19 protein-coding genes and 3 tRNA genes are annotated in these 19,609 nt (G+C 30.9%); all 22 read left to right on the plus strand.

The annotated features are described in order from the left end of the window. The 22 genes from purR to H9661_RS06340 all read left to right on the plus strand — a co-directional run bounded on the left by purR (position 1) and on the right by H9661_RS06340 (position 19,527). A complete protein-coding gene (gene purR, locus H9661_RS06235; protein ID WP_191767952.1) occupies positions 1-816 on the plus strand; it encodes a pur operon repressor in 816 nt (271 codons plus the stop codon). Between the two features lie 131 nt (positions 817-947). After that, positions 948-1,235, plus strand: coding sequence for a septation regulator SpoVG (gene spoVG / locus H9661_RS06240; protein WP_143317541.1), 288 nt, complete (start codon positions 948-950; stop codon positions 1,233-1,235). Positions 1,236-1,404: 169 nt separating this feature from the next. Then, a complete protein-coding gene (glmU, locus tag H9661_RS06245) occupies positions 1,405-2,772 on the plus strand; it encodes a bifunctional UDP-N-acetylglucosamine diphosphorylase/glucosamine-1-phosphate N-acetyltransferase GlmU (protein WP_191767953.1) in 1,368 nt (455 codons plus the stop codon). Between the two features lie 59 nt (positions 2,773-2,831). Next, positions 2,832-3,791: a ribose-phosphate diphosphokinase gene (locus tag H9661_RS06250; protein ID WP_143317543.1), complete on the plus strand. Its 960-nt coding sequence runs from the start codon at positions 2,832-2,834 to the stop codon at positions 3,789-3,791. A 140-nt stretch (positions 3,792-3,931) separates the two neighbouring features. Next, positions 3,932-4,618 (plus strand): response regulator transcription factor, encoded by a 687-nt coding sequence (locus tag H9661_RS06255; protein ID WP_143317544.1) that lies wholly within the window; start codon positions 3,932-3,934, stop codon positions 4,616-4,618. After that, entirely contained in the window at positions 4,619-6,034 is a 1,416-nt protein-coding gene (locus tag H9661_RS06260; RefSeq protein ID WP_143317545.1) for a sensor histidine kinase, read from the plus strand. Positions 6,035-6,314: 280 nt separating this feature from the next. Beyond that, positions 6,315-6,890, plus strand: a complete 576-nt coding sequence (gene pth / locus H9661_RS06265; RefSeq protein ID WP_191767954.1) for an aminoacyl-tRNA hydrolase — start codon at positions 6,315-6,317, stop codon at positions 6,888-6,890. Positions 6,891-6,904: 14 nt separating this feature from the next. Continuing rightward, complete coding sequence (mfd, locus tag H9661_RS06270) at positions 6,905-10,408, plus strand: transcription-repair coupling factor (RefSeq protein WP_191767955.1); 3,504 nt, start codon at positions 6,905-6,907, stop codon at positions 10,406-10,408. A 114-nt stretch (positions 10,409-10,522) separates the two neighbouring features. Further along, on the plus strand, positions 10,523-11,566 hold the full coding sequence (locus H9661_RS06275; RefSeq protein WP_191767956.1) for a SurA N-terminal domain-containing protein: 1,044 nt from the start codon (positions 10,523-10,525) through the stop codon (positions 11,564-11,566). 121 nt (positions 11,567-11,687) lie between these two features. Continuing rightward, positions 11,688-12,731: a SurA N-terminal domain-containing protein gene (locus tag H9661_RS06280; RefSeq protein WP_185966840.1), complete on the plus strand. Its 1,044-nt coding sequence runs from the start codon at positions 11,688-11,690 to the stop codon at positions 12,729-12,731. Between the two features lie 185 nt (positions 12,732-12,916). Beyond that, positions 12,917-13,471, plus strand: coding sequence for a stage V sporulation protein T (gene spoVT / locus H9661_RS06285; protein WP_143317550.1), 555 nt, complete (start codon positions 12,917-12,919; stop codon positions 13,469-13,471). A gap of 116 nt (positions 13,472-13,587) precedes the next feature. Continuing rightward, positions 13,588-15,132 (plus strand): putative polysaccharide biosynthesis protein, encoded by a 1,545-nt coding sequence (locus H9661_RS06290; RefSeq protein WP_143317551.1) that lies wholly within the window; start codon positions 13,588-13,590, stop codon positions 15,130-15,132. Positions 15,133-15,147: 15 nt separating this feature from the next. Further along, complete coding sequence (gene yabN / locus H9661_RS06295; protein ID WP_191767957.1) at positions 15,148-16,599, plus strand: bifunctional methyltransferase/pyrophosphohydrolase YabN; 1,452 nt, start codon at positions 15,148-15,150, stop codon at positions 16,597-16,599. A 227-nt stretch (positions 16,600-16,826) separates the two neighbouring features. Continuing rightward, positions 16,827-17,102 (plus strand): HU family DNA-binding protein, encoded by a 276-nt coding sequence (locus H9661_RS06300; protein ID WP_143317553.1) that lies wholly within the window; start codon positions 16,827-16,829, stop codon positions 17,100-17,102. A gap of 63 nt (positions 17,103-17,165) precedes the next feature. Then, a complete protein-coding gene (locus H9661_RS06305; RefSeq protein ID WP_143317554.1) occupies positions 17,166-17,426 on the plus strand; it encodes an RNA-binding S4 domain-containing protein in 261 nt (86 codons plus the stop codon). A 67-nt stretch (positions 17,427-17,493) separates the two neighbouring features. Next, positions 17,494-17,766, plus strand: coding sequence for a sporulation protein YabP (gene yabP / locus H9661_RS06310; RefSeq protein WP_143317555.1), 273 nt, complete (start codon positions 17,494-17,496; stop codon positions 17,764-17,766). Positions 17,767-17,771: 5 nt separating this feature from the next. Next, positions 17,772-18,164 carry a spore cortex biosynthesis protein YabQ gene (yabQ, locus tag H9661_RS06315; RefSeq protein ID WP_143317556.1) on the plus strand — a complete coding sequence of 131 codons (393 nt, stop codon included), beginning with the start codon at positions 17,772-17,774 and terminating at the stop codon, positions 18,162-18,164. A gap of 76 nt (positions 18,165-18,240) precedes the next feature. Beyond that, positions 18,241-18,522 (plus strand): FtsB family cell division protein, encoded by a 282-nt coding sequence (locus H9661_RS06320; protein ID WP_143317557.1) that lies wholly within the window; start codon positions 18,241-18,243, stop codon positions 18,520-18,522. A gap of 60 nt (positions 18,523-18,582) precedes the next feature. Next, complete coding sequence (locus H9661_RS06325) at positions 18,583-18,993, plus strand: S1 domain-containing RNA-binding protein (protein WP_143317558.1); 411 nt, start codon at positions 18,583-18,585, stop codon at positions 18,991-18,993. Positions 18,994-19,253: 260 nt separating this feature from the next. Next, positions 19,254-19,342 (plus strand) — tRNA-Leu (locus tag H9661_RS06330). Positions 19,343-19,368: 26 nt separating this feature from the next. After that, positions 19,369-19,444, plus strand: a tRNA-Met gene (locus tag H9661_RS06335). A 6-nt stretch (positions 19,445-19,450) separates the two neighbouring features. Further along, positions 19,451-19,527: transfer RNA gene (locus H9661_RS06340), tRNA-Met, on the plus strand. The last annotated feature ends 82 nt before the right edge of the window (positions 19,528-19,609 follow it).

Raw genomic sequence — 19,609 nt, forward strand, 5'->3', positions numbered from 1 at the left:
ATGGAAAAGTTAAGTAGAAATAGTAGAGTTGTGGCCATAACTAAATTATTAATAGAAAGCCCAAATAAAATAATAGGATTAAATAACTTTTCAGAGTTATTAAATGCAGCTAAGTCAACTATAAGTGAAGATATCGTTATAGTTAGAGAGATATTGCAAAAATTGGAGATGGGACGAGTTGAAACAATTTCAGGAGCAGCAGGTGGTATAAAATTTATCCCAACAATAGGATATGAAAAAGGGCAAGAATTTGCTTTAGAATTGTGTGAATTATTAAAAGATGATGGAAGAGTAATAGCTGGGAATTTCATCTATATGACTGACCTTATGTATAACCCTGAAATTATAGGGAAAGCAGGTGTGATTTTATCATCATATTTTAAAAATGTAGATGTAGATTATGTTATAACTGTGGAGACAAAAGGGATACCTTTAGCTTATGAGGTTGCTAGAAATTTAGGGGTACAATTAGTTATTGCAAGAAGAGATACTCAAGTAACTGAAGGACCTACGGTTACAATTAATTATGTGTCTGGAACGAGCGGAAGGCTACAACAGATGTCATTATCAAAAAAATCAATGAAGGCATTTAGTAAAAGTATATTTATCGATGACTTTATGAAGGGTGGAGGAACTGCTCAAGGAATAAAAGATTTACTTAAAGAGTTTGATAGTGAGTTAGTTGGAATAGGAGTGTTACTTGATAATAAAGAAGTGGAAAAGAAATTGGTAGATAAATATGTATCTATTGTAGAGTTCAAATCCGTTGAAAAATCAGCGATTATTGATATAAAACCCTCTAAAATGTTTCTTTAATTAAATAAAGTTATATAGTTCATTTTCATAAAAAAACAAATTTTCAAAAAAATTTCTAGTTTAAAAGAGGATTTTGGTTATATATGGAGAATTATATACTTTATCAAGCAACTTTGGGGAGGTGTAGTGAATTGCAAATTACAGACGTTAGAATCAGAAAGATAGCTACAGACGGAAAGATGAAGGCTATAGTTTCCGTTACATTTGATAATGAATTTGTAGTACACGATATTAAGATTATCGAAGGTCAAAATGGATTATTTATTGCAATGCCTAGCAGAAAGACACCAGATGGAGAGTTTAAGGATATAGCACATCCTATAAACACTGACACTAGAGAAAGAATCCAAACTTCAATTTTAGATGCTTTTGAAAAAGCTAAAAATGAAGAAGTTAATGAAGAAGCTATCGAAGAATAGAAAAGTTTATAAAAATAAAAGGAAGATTTCTTCCTTTTATTTTTTTATGAAAAAGTTTCCAAAGGTTGAAATAAAATTCTCTTTCAAATATAATAGAGTAGGTATGACCAATTTCATAAATATATAAATTGGATTAATGAAAAGTATTTTGCATAAATGAGGTGATGTTATGTATAAATGTGCGCTAGTATTGGCTGCAGGACAAGGAAAAAGAATTAAGTCAGACATCCCAAAAGTGCTACACAAAGTATGTGGCAAGGAAATGGTTAATCATGTTATAGATAATATGAGAAATGCTAATATAGAAGATGTAAATGTAATAATTGGGAAAGGTGCAGAGCTTGTTAAGAAAGAGACTGAGAATAGAAATGTATCTTATTCGCTTCAAGAAGAGCAATTAGGCACTGGGCATGCAGTAAAGTGTGCAAAGGGATTTTTAGAAGGTAAAGATGGCGTAGTTGCTATTTTTGCAGGAGATGCTCCTTTAACAAAGATTGAAACTATAAATAATTTAATGGAAGAACATATACTTAAGAAAAATTCAGCAACACTACTATCTGCTTATGTGGAAGATCCAACTGGATATGGAAGAATCATAAGGGATGGCGATGAAGTAGTTAAGATAGTTGAGCATAAAGATTGCAATGAAGAAGAGCTTAAAGTAAATGAAATGAATGCAGCAATGTATTGTTTTGATATAAAAGATTTATTATCTTCTTTGGAGAAGTTATCAAATGATAATAACCAAGGAGAATATTATTTAACAGATGTTATTGGTATTCTAAAGAATGAAGGTAAAAGAATAGGTGCAGTTGTTACTGATTATGAAGACACTATAGGTGTAAATTCAAGAGTGCAATTAGCCGAAGCTGAAGAAATATTAAGAAATAGAATAAACGAGAAACACTTAAATAATGGAGTTACTTTAATAGATCCTAGAACAACATATATTGGGGTTGACGTAAAAATTGGCAAGGATACGATTGTATACCCAAATAATATATTTGAAGGAAATACTGTAATTGCAGAAAATTGCACCATATTACAAGGGTGCAGAATAAAAGATAGCATAATAGCAAAAGGTGTTGAGATACAATCTTCTGTAATATTAGAAAGTAGAATTGGTGAGAACACAACAGTTGGTCCATTTGCTTACATTAGGCCTGAGTCTTCTATAGGAAAAGATGCTCGAATAGGAGACTTTGTTGAAATAAAAAAATCAACGATAGGTGATGGAACTAAGGTGTCTCATTTAACTTATATTGGAGATGCAGAAGTAGGAAGTGGATGTAATTTTGGTTGTGGAACTGTTGTAGTAAACTACGATGGTAAGACAAAGAATAAAACAATAATTGGAGATAATAGCTTTATAGGATGTAATACAAATTTAGTTTCGCCAGTAGAGGTGGGCGATAACACTTATATAGCTGCTGGCTCAACAATTACTTCTAAAGTAGAAGAAGGTGACCTTGCAATAGCGAGAGCTAAGCAAAGAAACATAAAGGGCTGGGTTGAAAAAAAGGGTTTAATGAAATAATTATATATAAATTATACCAAAGTACCTAATAGTTAAAATTTAAGGAGGTCCTCACAAATATGTTAACTCACGGAAATAACATTAAAATATTTACTGGAAATTCACATCCTGAACTAGCTAAGGATATTGCTGAAATATTAGGCGTACCAGTTGGAAAGTCAAAGGTATCTACATTTAGTGATGGAGAAATATCAGTGGATATTGATGAAACTGTTAGAGGAGCAGATGTGTTTATAGTACAATCTACTTGCTCACCAGTTAATAATAATCTAATGGAACTTTTAATTATGATAGATGCATTTAAAAGAGCATCAGCAGGAAGAATAACAACAGTTATTCCATACTATGGATATGCAAGGCAAGATAGAAAAGCAAAATCAAGAGATCCTATTACTGCAAAGCTTGTAGCAGATCTTTTAACAGCTGCAGGAGCTCATAGAGTATTAACTATGGATTTACATGCTGCTCAAATTCAAGGATACTTTAATATACCTGTTGATCATTTAATGGGAGCGCCAATTCTTTCTAAACACTTTGTAGATAAGGGATTAGCTGATCAAGATGACGTAGTTGTTGTATCTCCAGATTTAGGTAGCGTTACAAGAGCAAGAAAGTTTGCAGATAGATTGCATGCACCAATAGCTATAATAGATAAGAGAAGACCAAAGGCAAATGTATCAGAAATAATGAATATAATAGGTGATGTAGAAGGTAAGAGATGTATCTTAATAGATGATATGATAGATACTGCAGGAACAATAGCAAATGCAGCAAATGCATTAAAGGATTTAGGAGCTACAGCTGTATACGCATGTTGTACTCATGGAGTTTTATCAGGACCAGCATTTGATAGATTAAATAGTTCTGCTATTGAAGAATTAGTAATGTTAAATACAATTACATTACCAGAAGAAGCAGATACAGAAAAAATAACATCACTTTCAGTTGCTCCATTGTTTGCTGAAGCAATACAAAGGATTTATGATGATGAACCAATAAGTAAGTTATTTGAATCTTAGAATTACATAATATGTTTAAGGAGCACCCAGGGTGCTCCTTTTTAGGATAAGTGAATAAATTGTAACATTTATAGGAATGTATTTCTTAATTTTCAATTTAGTGATAAATTTATTATATGACAGTAAAGGAAGTGGTATTGATGAATGGCAGTTTGGGAAAAATTCTTTTAGTAGATGACGATGAGAATATATGCGAGGTTATTGATTTATACTTAAAAAGTTCAGGATTTGATACGAGGATTGTTCATGATGGAAAGAAGGCACAGGAGGAATTTATTGAATATAATCCAGATATAGTGCTTCTTGATGTAATGATTCCTATGATTGATGGGATAGATGTTCTTAAATGGATTAGGAAAGAAGGTCAAACGCCTGTTATAATGCTTACAGCTAAAGGAGATACCTTTGATAAGGTGTTAGCATTAGAGTTAGGTGCAGATGATTATGTTGTAAAACCATTTGAACCAAAGGAATTGATAGCAAGAATTAAAGCTGTTATGAGAAGATATTCTTCAGATAATTCGGGGAAAGAAATCCTTCATTACAATCAAATAGTTATTGATTCAAACTCTTATAGTGTAGTATACAAGGGGAAAGAAGTTAAGATGCCGCCTAAAGAATTTGAACTTCTTTACTATTTAGCAAGTAATAAGAACAAAGTATTTACTAGAGAACAGCTATTATGTGAAGTCTGGGGATATGATTATCCAGGAGATTCAAGAACTGTGGATGTTCATATTAAGAGAGTTAGAGAAAAGGTTAATGGCGGTGAAAATTGGAGTTTAGAGACTGTATGGGGAGTAGGATATAAGTTCGAGGTGAAATAGATGAAAAGAACTAGCTTGATTAGTAAGCTCATTGCTGCATTTATAGGAGTGTTATCAATAGGATTAATAGCACTTGGAGCAACTTTGAATTCATGGTTTAAAAGTTACTATTTGGAACTTAGAAAGACTGATCTAGATAATCAAGGTTATTCAGTAGCATCGGCAGCCTCTTCTTACTTTGAATGTCGGGAAAATTCTAGTTTGGATAACTTAAAAAATGTAATAAGCATAGTTAATAATTCTATTAAAGGGGATATATATATAACAAATACTTCAGGAAATATCTATGTAAAATCAAATTATGAGGATGGAGAATCAGATGTTTCTAAAGTTAATGTATCTCAAAAGGATATAGAGTTGTTAAAGGAAGGAAATGTATTAGATTATAAAGCGGAAGAAAAGATAGAAGTTTATAAATATAGTAGACCTATATTTAGTGATGGTACTTTTGTAGGAATTTTAATTATTGATAAGCCTGCAGAACAGATAGATTCTGTGATAGATAAAGTTAAACAAATCGTATGGACATTTATTTTTGTAACTATAGCAGGAACTACTGTAATGGCAGGTGCATTCACAAGAAGATTTGTAGTTAACCCAATTAATGAGATAAATAAAATAGCAAATAAGTTTGCTAGAGGCGAAGTTGAAAATAGGGTCCGTGTTAAGAATATAGACGAAATTGGTGAACTTGCACGGTCATTTAACACAATGGCAGAATATCTGGAAAGAGTAGATGCTAATAGACGAGATTTTATATCAAATGTGTCTCATGAACTAAGATCGCCTATAACATCTATGAAAGGTTTTATAGCTGGAATATTAGATGGAATAATACCAAAAGATAAAGAAAATTATTACTTAAGCATTGTATATGATGAAATAACTAGGTTATCAAGGCTAGTAAACGATTTGTTAGATATTTCAGCTATAGAAGATGGAAAGTATAGTCTTAGCATGGTAGAAGTGGATATTAATGTTTTGATTAAGCTTTGTGTAGCAAATGCGGAATCTAGTTTTATTAAAAAAAGATTAAAATGCGAAGTTTCATTGGATGATAAACATAAAATTGTGTATGCCGATAGCGATAGGATTATGCAAGTAATAACAAATCTTTTGGACAATGCTATAAAGTATAGCTATGATGGTGGCAATATTAGTATTAGAACTAAAGAAAAATCAACTAAGATTTATGTAAAAATTAAAAATGAGGGACCAATTTTAACAAAAGAGGAGTTAGTAAGGATTTGGGATAGGTTTTATAAAGCAGACAAATCACGAACTAATAAAGAAAGTACAGGGTTAGGCCTTCCTATAGTTAGGTCAATTTTAGCACAACATGGTGAAGAAGTTTGGGCTAAGAATGAGAAGGATGGGGTAAGTTTTATATTTACTTTATCTGAGTATAAGCAGTAAATTAATTTATGTTTCCATATAGTACATAAAATTTATGAAAGTGGAAAAACTATTAATAGTTAATTAATTTAGATAAAAAGTAAAATGTTGATATATAACTCTTAATTATAGGAATAACTAAGAGGACCTAACAAGTTAATGAAGCTTAAAGATAAAATCACATAATATTGATGCTTATCTGTAAGTTACAAGTTAATTATGTTCTGTCCTCTTTGTTATGCTATAAATAATTTAGTATAATGTTAATAATTATATAATTGCAAAGAAGGAGTAAGTAAATATGTTTCTTATAGTTGGTCTGGGAAACCCAGGTAGAGAATATGAAAATACAAGACATAATATAGGATTTGATGCTATAGATGCTATAGCAAAAAAGTATAATATAGAAGTTAATAGGATAAAATTTAAAGGAGTTTGTGGTGAAGGATTCATAGGAGGTAAAAAAGTAATTTTACTTAAACCATCTACATATATGAATTTAAGTGGAGAAAGTGTTCGTGAAGTAATGGACTTTTACAAACTTTCAGAGGAAGAAGTATTAGTTGTATACGATGATATAAGTTTAGAAGTAGGAAGATTAAGAATTAGAGAAAAAGGCAGTGCAGGCGGGCATAACGGAATAAAAAGTTTAATTAGTCATATGGGGACAGATGTATTCTCAAGAATTAAAATAGGAGTAGGACAACCTGAAGGCAACTTAGTTAACCATGTTCTGGGAAATTTTTCTAAGGAAGATAGAAAGTATTTAGAAGAAGTTTTAGATGTAGTAGTGTCTGCTGCTGGAGTTATTCTTAATTATGATACAAAAGAAGCTATGAATAAGTTTAATGGATTTAATATAAATAAAACTAGTTAAGGATGGTGCTTGAAATGAGATTAAAGGGGTTAATGGAGCCCTTAATAAATAGTAAGGAATTCTCTAATGTAAAGCAATTTATAGAAAGTGGAAAGAATCCTATTGAAATAGAAGGATTATCAGAGTCAGCAAAAGCATATTTTACAAATGCGATATATGAAAGTTTAAATAAATCTGTTGTAATGATTACGCATAATGATATGGAAGCTAAGAATCTATATGAAGATCTTAATTTATATACCAGTAATGTTTGTTACTTTCCTGCAAAAGAAGTGGTTTTCTATAATATTGATGCTATATCAGGAGATTTAAGATGGGCTAGGTTAAAAGTAATAAAAGAAATACTTAGTAAAAAGAAGAATATAGTAGTTACTTCTATAGAAGCGTTTGCTTCGTTGTATACCCCAAGAAAGTTGTTTTCAGAACATAGAATCTCATTAGAAGTTGGTCAAGATGTTGAATTTAAAGAGATATCAAAGCTTCTAGTTGAGGGAGGATATGAAAGGGTAGATATGGTTGAAGGTAAAGGAGAGTTCTCACTTCGTGGAGGGCTCTTAGATGTTTTTCCTCCGGATTCCATATATCCTTATAGAATAGAACTTTTTGGAGATGAAATAGATTCCATAAGAACCTTTAATAAGGAATCTCAAAGAAGTATAGATAAGGTAAACGGTATAGATATATTTCCTGCTAAAGAAATGGTAATGAGTGAGGAAATAATAAGTAATGCTATTGAGTCTATTAAAATAGAACTTGAAGATACCTTAAAGAAAAACAAAGATAAGGAAAGAGAAAATAAGCTTAGAAATAATATTGGAAATAATCTGGAGAATTTAGAGCAAATACATTCTTTTGAAACTATTGATAGTTATTTGCCTTTCTTTTATAAAGAAGAAGAAACTCTTTTTGACTATTTAGAAGATTATATATTTATAATGGATGATAAAGTTAGGGCTTTAGGGAAGTTAGAAAGTACATTTCTTGAGTTTGATGAGAATTATTCTATATTTTTAGAAAGAGGAGACATACTGCCTTCTCAAGGAAAACTTCTATTACAAAAAGAAAAGATAATAGAATTATTAGAAGATAAAGTTCATTTAACTTTAGAAGTTATAAGTAAGAATAATGAGTTTTTAAGGCCAAGGCATAGTATAGAAATAAGCGGAACTACTTTACATCATTATCAAGGCCAATTAGATATACTTATTGATGATATCATAAACAAGAAGAGTGAAGATTATAGAACCGTTATTTTATCAGGAACTAGAGCTCGTGGAGAGAGGCTAGTTAATACCCTTAGAGATAGGGGGGTGGAAAGTGTTTATAAAGATACTGTTGATGAAGTGGCCTTGGGAGAAGTTGTAATAACTTTTGGAAACCTTTTGAAGGGGTTTGAATGTCCAGCGTACAAAGTTTGTGTTATATCGGATAAAGAAGTATTTGGTGAAGCAAAAAGAAAATTGAAGAAGACAAAAAAGAAAAGTAAAGGTGTTTCTAAAATAAAAAGTTTTGCTGAGCTAAAGCCTGGAGATTACGTAGTCCATGTTAATCATGGTATAGGAGTTTATAAAGGTATAAAACAAATTGAAGTTGGAGGACACAAAAGAGATTATTTAGATATTATTTATGATAAAGGAGATAAACTCTATGTGCCTGTAGATCAATTAGATCTTGTGCAAAAATATATTGGAAGTGAAGGAAAATCACCAAAAGTTAATAAACTTGGTGGCGCAGAATGGCAAAAAGCAAAATCAAAAGTAAGAAAATCAATTAATGAAATTGCTCAGGATTTAGTTAAACTATATGCAGCAAGATCAACTATGAAAGGGCATAAGTTTGGAAAAGATACCGAATGGCAGAGGCAGTTTGAAGATGAATTTCCATTTGAAGAAACGCCGGATCAATTGACAAGTATTGAAGAAATTAAAAAGGATATGGAGTCAAACAAATCCATGGATAGGCTTCTTTGCGGGGATGTAGGTTATGGCAAAACTGAGGTTGCTGTGAGAGCAGCTTTTAAGGCTGTAATGGAAGGCAAACAAGTAGCATTTTTAGTACCAACTACAATTCTAGCTGAACAACATTACAAAAACTTAAAAAGCAGATTTTCCGATTTTCCCGTTACTATAGAGATGATAAGTAGATTTAGAACTGCAAAAGAACAAAAAGCTACATTGCAAGCAGTTAAGGAGGGTAATGTTGATATTTTAATTGGAACTCATAGATTGGTTTCTAAAGATATTACATTTAAAGATTTAGGGCTTTTGATAGTTGATGAAGAGCAAAGATTTGGAGTAGCACAAAAAGAAAAGATAAAAAATGTAAAGAAAAATGTTGATGTTTTAACATTAAGTGCAACTCCTATTCCAAGAACTCTTCATATGTCATTAACAGGGGTTAGAGATATTTCTGTTATAGAAACTCCACCAGAAGAAAGGTATCCTATTCAAACCTATGTAGTTGAGCAAAATGATCAATTAATAAGAGATGCTATTATGAGAGAAGTAAGTAGAGGTGGGCAAGTATATTTCGTTTATAATAGAGTTGAAGATATAGATAAAATGGCTACATTTGTAAAGAGCTTGGTGCCAGAAGCAAGGGTCGCTGTCGCCCATGGACAAATGACTGAAAGACAGTTAGAAAAAGAAATGATGGATTTTATGGTAAATGAATATGATGTTCTTGTTTGTACAACTATAATTGAAACCGGAATAGATATTCAAAATGTAAATACAATAATTATCTATAATGCTGATAAGATGGGATTATCTCAATTATACCAGTTAAGAGGAAGAGTAGGTCGTTCAAATAGGATAGCTTATGCATATCTTTTATATACTAAAGATAAGGTCCTAACAGAAGTTGCTGAAAAGAGATTAAAAGCACTTAAAGATTTTACTGAGCTTGGTTCTGGGTTTAAAATTGCCATGAGAGATTTAGAGATAAGAGGAGCAGGAAATATGATGGGCTCTGCTCAACATGGACACATGGCAACTGTAGGATATGATCTTTACTGCAGAATGCTTGAAGATACTGTGAAGCTTATTAAAGGCGAGATAGATAAAGAACCTGTTGAAACTACTGTAGATTTAAAGGTGGATGCATATATACCTTCGACATACATAGAAGATGAAATTCAAAAGATTGAAGTTTATAAGAAGATTGCAGCTTTAGAAAGTCAAGAAGAGTATATGGATATAAAGGAAGAACTCGAAGATAGATATTCAGAAATACCAGACGCAGTTTATAATTTAATGGATATTGCCTATATTAAGAGTAGAGCAAAAATGTTATCAATTGAAGAGATAAAGGAAACAAATAATGAAATAATCTTTAAGTTTGTAGAAGGGGAAACCTCTTACAAGGATGTGTTTAAAAAGTTGATTGATAACTATAAGGATAATGTATTATTAAGGTTTGGAGATAAGCCATCCTTTACTTTTAAGCAGGGAGAACAAAAGAAAGAACAAATATTGGCGTTCTTTAAGGAAATGTTGAACAAATTAATTAAAAATTAGTAATTTTTTGGGTTAAATGATTTGAATTGTAGTATTATTATTGTTATACTAATAATATGTCGTTTAATATGTCGTTATAACCTATTTAATAAACAATAAAGTGAGGGAATGCCTTTGAGAGAGATTAGAAAGTATGTAACAATGGCGTTAGCAGGAGTTATGATATTATCGTTTGCTGGATGTAGTATGATAGAAAGAACACCAGAATCAATACAGAAAACAGTATTAGCTAAGGTTGGAAATAAAAAAATAACAAGAGCAGACGTTGATTTAGCACTAAAACCATATTTAGAGCAATACAAAAAACAATATGGAGAAGATTTCGAAAATAAGGAAGAATTAAAAGAACCACTAAAGAATATGAGAAAACAACAATTAGAAGGGCTAGTAGATCAAGAAGTGTTGTTACAAAACAAAGAAGCTCTAGACGTTAATCCATCTGATGAAGAAATCCAAGCACAAGTTGATGATAGAATAAAGTACTTTAAGGATTCTACTGGATCAGATGATAAGTATGAAGAATTTGTAAAGTCATATGGATATGATGTTGATAGCTTTGAAAAATTCTTAAAGACACAAGCAGTAGTAAGTATGGTAGTTGATAAGATTGTTGAGGGTGTAGAAGTAACAGATGAAGATGTAGAGAATAACTACAATGAGAATAAGAGTACTTATACAACTAAGGCAGGAGCTGACGTAACACACTTATTATTTGCTCCAGCGAAAGATGCAAAGGGCAATGTAGTAGAAGGTGCAGATGCAGCTGCAAAGACTAAAGCAGATGCAGCTAGAGCGAAAGCTGTTTCTGGAATATCATTAAAGGATTTATCAACTAGTGCTGAATTTAAGGATTCTGCTAAGTATGAAGAGCTAGGTCGTGTAAGTTTTGTAGATAGTGGAATGGTTAAAGAATTTGAAGATGCGTTCAAGGTTTTACCAGCTAATCAAGTATCTGAAGTTGTTAAGACACAGTTTGGTTATCATATAATAGTAAATACTAAGGTGTATCCAAATGATGAGGTAAAACCACTTGATGATACTCTTAAAGGAACAATTAAGAGTCAATTATTACAACAGAAGCAACAAGACACATACAAAGATAAAATTCAAGAATTAAAAGACAATATGAAGGTTAAATTATACGAGGATAAGCTATAATAATTATTTAAATTATAAGAAAACAGAGGAAGGTTTTTGAATTTTCTGTTTTTGGGTATAGAATTTGTTATTCAATAAGTAGTTAAAATTTATTAATAAGTAGAAAAGTGAGGGAATGGCTTTGAAAAAGATTAAGAAGTATATAATAATGGCGTTAGCTGGAGTTATGGTGTTATCATTTGCTGGGTGCAATATGATAGAAAGAACACCAGAATCAATACAAAAAACAGTATTAGCTAAGGTTGGAGACAAAAAGATAACAAAAGGTGATGTTGATAAAGCTCTTAAACAATATTTGGATCAATATAAACAACAATATGGTGAAGATTTTGAGAAAAAAGATGAATTAAAAGAGCAATTAAAAAACATGAGAAAGCAATACTTAGAAAGTTTAGTTGATCAAGAAGTACTATTAAAAAACAAAGAAGCGTTAGGTGTTGAAATAGACGATGAAGAAATCCAAAAGGAAGTTGATCAACAAATAGATAGCTTCAAAAAGCAGATTGGATCAGATGACAAGTATGAGGAATATTTAAAATCAATAGGATATGATAGTGATAGCATAGTAGAAGAATTAAAAAAACAATTAGTAAGTCAAAAGATAGTTAATAAGATTGTTGAGGGTGTAGAAGTAACAGATGAAGATGTAGAAAATAACTACAATGACAATAAGAGTACATATACAACTAAGGCAGGAGCTGATGTAACACACTTATTATTTGCTCCAGCAAAAGATGCAAATGGTAATGCAGTGGAAGGTGGAGATGCAGCTGCAAAGGCTAAAGCAGATGCAGCTAGAGCAAAAGCTGTTTCTGGAACATCATTAAAGGATTTATCAACTAGTGCTGAGTTTAAAGATTCTTCTAAGTATGAAGAACTAGGTCGTGTAAGTTTTGAAAACAGTGGAATGGTTAAAGAGTTTGAAGACGCATTTAAAGTTTTACCAGCCAATCAAGTATCTGAAGTTGTTAAGACACAGTTTGGTTATCATATAATAGTAAATACTAAGGTGTATCCAAATGATGAGGTAAAACCACTTGATGATACTCTTAAAGGAACAATTAAGAGTCAATTATTACAACAAAAGCAACAAGATGCATATAAGGATAAAGTTCAAGAATTAAAAGATAATATGAAAGTTAAATTATATGAAGATAAGCTATAATTGATATAATTACGTAAACAGGAAGGTTTGAAAAACTTTCCTGTTTTTTTTACTATAAAAAATATTTTTATAGTAAATGAATTAACCAAGTATAAATAATGGGTATATGTGTATAAAATTTCTATTAAGTCAAATAATAATAATGCTACAAATTAATTAGTTACATAAGGAGGTTAATTTTAATAATGAAAGCAACAGGAATTGTAAGGCGTATTGATGATTTAGGAAGAGTTGTTATACCAAAGGAGATTAGAAGAACTTTAAGAATAAGAGAAGGAGACCCATTAGAAATTTTTACTGACAGAGAAGGAGGAGTAATATTAAAAAAATATTCCCCTATAGGAGAATTAACTGATTTTTCAAAGGAATATGCAGAAAGTTTACAACAAGCAATAGGAAATATTGTTCTAATTGCAGATAAGGATGCATTTATTTCTGTAAGTGGAACAACTAAAAAGGAATATATAGAGAGAAAAATCAGTCCAGAGTTAGAAAAGGTAATGGAAGATAGAAAAACTGTTCTTTTAGGAGATGAAAAAAAAGTTATTCCATTGCACAATGATGAGGATGATGTTGAAGGAAAATACACTGCACAGGTTATTTCGCCTATAATTACAGAAGGAGATTCAATTGGAGCTGTAATTATATTATCTAAAGAGGCAGGGGAAAAACTGGGAGAGGTAGAGCTTAAATTGGCAGAGACAGCTTCAGGATTTTTAGGTAGGCAAATGGAACAATAAATAGTAGCAATAACATGGATTTTTAACTTGAAAAGAAAAGAGAAAAATATAACAGTAATAATACCTCTAAACTTAAAATAAAAATAATTAGTACATATAAAGTTTGGAGGTATTTTATGAAAAAGCAATCCTTAATAAAAGGAAGTTTAATTTTGGGAATATCTGGGATAGTTGCTAGGTTTTTGGGACTGTTCTTTAGATGGCCTCTAATAATGCTTATTGGAGATGAAGGAGTAGGGTATTATCAGATGTCTTACCCGTTATATATGTTTTTTGTGGCTATGGCGTCAGGAATTCCTGTAGCTATGTCAAAAATGATATCAGAGAATAATGCAAAAGGAGATATAAATAGAAGTTTCCAAGTAGTTAAAGAATCTACAATTATAATGATGATAATTGGGACAGGCACATCATGTATATTATTTTTATTTGCAAAACCTATAATTAATTTCTTGCAGTGGGACCAGAGAGCATATTATTCATTAATAGGAATTTCATTTGCTCCTTTTATAATATCTATTATGACTGTCTATAGAGGCTTTTTTCAAGGCCTTCAAAATATGACAGCTCCGGCTATATCGCAGATATTTGAACAAGTGGGAAGAGTTGTTTTTGGAGTAGGGTTAGCCATAGTTCTGTTACCTAAAGGAATAGAACATTCAGCAGGAGGTGCTGCCTTTGGAGCAGCAGCTGGTGGATTTCTAGGAAGTATATATTTATGCTTTAAATATTATAAAGTTAAAAAAAGTTATGGGATTAAAACAATAAAAAGTAGTCCTGAAATTTTAAGTAAAATTTTGATGATAGCTATTCCTATATCTTTGGGAGCAACAGTTAGTACTATTATGAGCCTAATTGATTCTATACTAGTTCCTCAAAAACTTTTGGAAGCAGGATTTTCAAATCAACAATCAACAATATTATATGCTCAACTTACAGGAAAGGCATCTGTAATAGTTAATATTCCTCTAACTTTATCTATGGCATTATGTACTTCTTTGATACCAATTATTGCAGAAAATTATATTCTTAGAAGGATGAGAGAGGTTGAGAGTAAAATTGATATATCATTAAAATTTTCTGCTATTATAGGGGTTCCGTGTATGTTTGGATTATTTTTTATGGCAGAACCTATAATGAAGTTTATTTTTCCGGGAAGATTTGATGGGGTTGATATATTGAAATATCTTTCATTATCCATTCCTTTTATAATAGTAACGCAAACTACTACATCTATTTTGCAAAGTATAGGAAGTTATGTTTTACCTGTAATTAATTTATTTTTAGGTTGTGTTGTTAAAGTAATATTAACTATGTTATTAGTTCCATTAATACAGTTCAATATATATGGTGCGGTTATTGCAAGTATAGGGGCATATGTATTTACCACTATCTTAAACATAGTTTCCATGAAAATTAAGCTAAAAACAAAATTTAATTTTTATGACAATTTTATAAAACCTGCATATGCAGCGAGTTTTATGATGATAGGAGTTTTGATAATATATAATATGATATATAGAAATTCGGGGAGTAATAGCATATCCTGCTTACTATCTATATCTGTAGGTGTTATAATATACACAATAAGTATATTGTTGCTTAAAGTACTAAGTTTTAATGAAGTTAAAGAAAGATTAAATAGACGAAAAAATAAATAAAAAGGAGAGAGCCTAATGATAAAGATAGTAGGATTGGGGCCAGGTAATATAGATGAGCTTACGATAGGAGCTATTAATACCTTAAAGGAAAAAAGTGACGTTATAGTTAGAACAGAAAAACATCCTGTTGTTGAATATTTGAAGACAGAAGGTGTTAACTTTACTAGTTATGATTACGTTTATGAAGAGCTAACTAATTTTGATAAGGTATATGAAGAAATAGCAAGTGATTTAATAAACAAGCATAAAGAAAGAGGGAATTTAGTGTATGCAGTTCCAGGGCATCCATTAGAAGCAGAGAAATCTGTTACAAACTTAATTAATCTATGTAAAGAAAATTCAGTTAAATATGAAATTGTACCAGCTACAAGTTTTTTGGATGTAATTATGAATAGATTAGAAATTGATTTTACAGATGGAATAAAAGTAGTGGATGCTTTTGATATAGATAAGCAAATATTTGATAAACGAGTTGGAACTGTTATTACCCAAGTATATAATCAGTTTATTGCTTCAGAAGTTAAAATAAAACTTGGAGAGTACTATAGCGATGAAACAGAAATAATTTATTGCAGAGCTATTGGGGTAGAAGGAGAAGAAAGTATAAGAAATATACCTCTTTATGAATTAGACATGCAAGATGATTTAGATTATTTGACCTCTGTTTACGTACCAAGAGATATAAAGAATAAAAAGGATATCTATGATCTTATGGACATTATAGATATATTAAGAGGAGAAAATGGATGCCCTTGGGATATGGAACAAACTCATGATTCTATAAAAAGTGCAATTATAGAGGAAAGCTATGAAGTATACGAAGCTATTAAGAATGAAGATGATAACGCGCTTATAGAAGAACTTGGAGATGTGTTGCTACAGATAATTTTTCATTCAGCTATTGGAAGAGAAGAGGGGTATTTTAATTTTGGAGATGTTATACAAGGAATTTGCGATAAAATGATATACAGGCATCCTCATGTATTTGGAAATAGTAATGTGAAAGATTCAAGAGAAGTTTTAGAAAACTGGGATGAATTAAAAAAGAAAGAAAAGAATTTTAATACTATTGGTGATGAGTTGGAGGGGATTGCTAAGGCACTTCCTGCATTGGTAAGAGCGAGTAAGGTTCAGAAAAAAGTTAAAAAGGTAGGATTTGACTGGGATAATATAGAGGATGTAATAAAAAAGGTAGAAGAAGAGATAAATGAAGTTTTAGATGTATATAAAAGTGAAAATAGGGCAAGGATAACAGAAGAAGTAGGAGATTTAATATTTTCCTGTGTAAATTTTTGTAGATTCCTAGGAGTTGATGCAGAAGAAGCTTTGAATTTTACTACAGATAAATTTATTAAGAGGTTTAATTATATAGAAGAAAAGTCAAGAGAGAGAAGGGTAAGTTTAGAGAGTATGCCAATTGAAGAAATGAATATATTATGGGAAGACGCAAAAAAACTTGAAAAATAAGCTTTACAAGAAGGAATTTTATTTTTTTTGGAGAATATTATACTTTAACAGTTACTACGCTACAGTATATATATAATCCATTAATATATAAATTTAGTAGATTAACATATAAAATGTACTAAATGTATAGACTACATAGGAAAGTGGTTATATAATAGTATAATGTAGTTGTGGTACATAAACACAGTTATATAAAAGGTTAACTGGATTTTAAGGAGGATGTAATCGTGAATAAATCAGAATTAATTACAAGCATGGCAGAAAAGAGCCAATTAACAAAGAAAGATGCAGAAGTAGCTTTAAAGGCATTTATAGAAAGTGTTGAAGAAGCATTAGAAAAAGGTGAAAAGGTTCAATTAGTAGGATTTGGTACTTTTGAAACTAGAGAAAGAGCTGCAAGAGATGGTAGAAATCCAAGAACTAAAGAAGTTATTAAGATAGCAGCTTCAACTGTTCCAGTATTCAAAGCTGGAAAAGAATTTAAAGAAAAAGTAAACAAATAGTTTAAAGAGAACCCGAGAGATTTGCTCGGGTTCTTTTACAAATAAGTGAAAAGGAGAAAAAAGGTGAGACTAGATAAATACCTTAAGGTTTCAAGAATTATAAAAAGAAGAACGGTAGCTAAAGAAGCTTGTGAGACTGGAAGAGTAAGTATTAATGGAAAAGTAGCAAAAGCTTCTAGTGATATTAAAGAAAATGATATTATTGAGATTCAATTTGCTAGCAGATCATTAAAAGCTAAAATAGTTAATATTGCTGAACACGTAAGAAAAGAAGATGCGAAAGATATGTATGTTATTCTTGAAGGAGAGGAAGATCAAGAATAACATTTTTTAGAATAAAGATTCTTTTTTATACATATATTTTATTAACAACTAATATAGGAGATTATGTATGGAAGAAGAAATGAAAAGTAATCTAACATTAGAGAGTAGAAAAAAACTTACATTGACAGGTGTTTTGGAAGTTGTAAACTTTGATGATGAAAAAATTTCTTTAAATACAAACTTGGGGAATTTAAGTATAAAAGGCGAAGGTTTAAAAATGAATAAGTTGGATGTGCAAAATGGTGATGTGATTATATGTGGAACAATTTTGGCTATCATCTATAGTGGCAAAAATGTGAAAAAGAATAAAGAGAACATAATAAAAAGGATATTCCAGTAAAATAGATGCCGTTAAAATTGGATGTACAATTAGACATAGTCATCTATAGCTTGATAGCAGGAGTTATTACAGGGATTCTCTTTGATGCTTATAGGTTGATAAGAGGTCTTAAGGTTCCTAAACTTTTGATTGTTATAGAGGATGTATTATTTTGGGCATTTTGCACACTTGTTGTATTTTCTTTCTTATTATATACAAACTATGCTTTTTTAGGTCCGTACGTATATTTATTCATATTTATATCGTTAATAATATACTTTAAATTAGTTAGTCATTACGTAATATATATTGAAAAAATTATTGCAAAAGGAATAATAAAATTTTTTAGAGTAATGTTTAAGAATTTAGTTTACCCTTTTAAGATATTTTTATCAAGAATGGGAAATAAAAATTCGTAACAAACTAAAAATAACTTGAATAAAATAGATATAGTGATTACAATATAAATATAGATTTTATTATGAGGTGCTACGGATGAAAAGGAAGTTAACAATAAAAAACTTAATAATCTTAGTGCTATCAATTATTCTTATTGTAGGTTTTGTTAGACAAGAACAAACTATGGTGAGGATAGAAAAAGATAAACAAGCTAAACAAGAGCAACTTCAAGAACTTCAGAAGAAGAATGAAAGGCTTAAAGAAGAAAGCGATAAAGCTCAATCAGATGAATATATTGAGCAATTAGCGAGAGAAAGACTAAATATGATAAAAAAGGGTGAAACTTCTGTAGAAATAAAGAAGTCTGATCCCAATTAACAAGGGTAGGTTATTATTTTAATAACATATATATTTAATTTAAGGAGGATTCTTTTAAACATGACCTTAGCGGCAGGAAACATATTAGAGGGAACAGTAGTAAACATTACGAATTTTGGAGCCTTTGTAGAGGTGGACGGGAAAACTGGGTTAGTTCATATTTCAGAAGTAGCAGATTCATTTGTAAAAGATATAAGACAACATTTGAATGAACAGGATAAGGTTAAGGTTAAAGTTATCTCAATAGATGATAATGGAAAGATTAGCTTATCTATTAAGCAAGCAAATGTTCAAAAAAAGTCTGTTAAGCCTGTAGAATTTGATTGGGGAACAGATAGAAGTACTAATAAAGTTGGATCAGTAAACTTTGAAGATAAAATATCTAAATTCTTAAAAGATAGTGAAGAAAAAATGCAGGATGTAAAGAAACATCAAGAATTTAAAGGTAAGAATAGTAAAAACAGATCATAAAAGATCTAGTAATTTTATATAAATATAAGAATAAGATGTATAGTTTTTACTAAGCATCTTATTTTTTTATGTTTTTTCATCTAGTTATCAAGCGAGTGAAAGGTATAATTTAGGAGAAAGATGCTACTGAAATAGCCGATTTAGGAGCAATATAGGTAACATATTTATAATATAATAAAAAGTATATAAAAAAATGTTGACAGTATATAAATCATGCTATATAATTAGTTTTGTTGCTAGAGACAGCAAGAGAAAAACTTGCCGAAGTGGCGGAACTGGCAGACGCACAGGACTTAAAATCCTGCGGTGGTTAAACACCGTACCGGTTCGATTCCGGTCTTCGGCACCAAACTTTTCAGTTGAAAATTATAATAACGCGGGGTGGAGCAGTTGGTAGCTCGTCGGGCTCATAACCCGAAGGTCGTAGGTTCGAGTCCTGCCCCCGCAACCATAAGATGGCGGAATAGCTCAGCTGGCTAGAGCATTCGGTTCATACCCGAAGGGTCGTAGGTTCAAGTCCTATTTCCGCTACCATGATGTGCCGAAGTGGCGGAACTGGCAGACGCACAGGACTTAAAATCCTGCGGTGGTTAAACACCGTACCGGTTCGATTCCG

Source organism: Clostridium cibarium, assembly GCF_014836335.1.
Classification (GTDB): domain Bacteria; phylum Bacillota; class Clostridia; order Clostridiales; family Clostridiaceae; genus Clostridium; species Clostridium cibarium.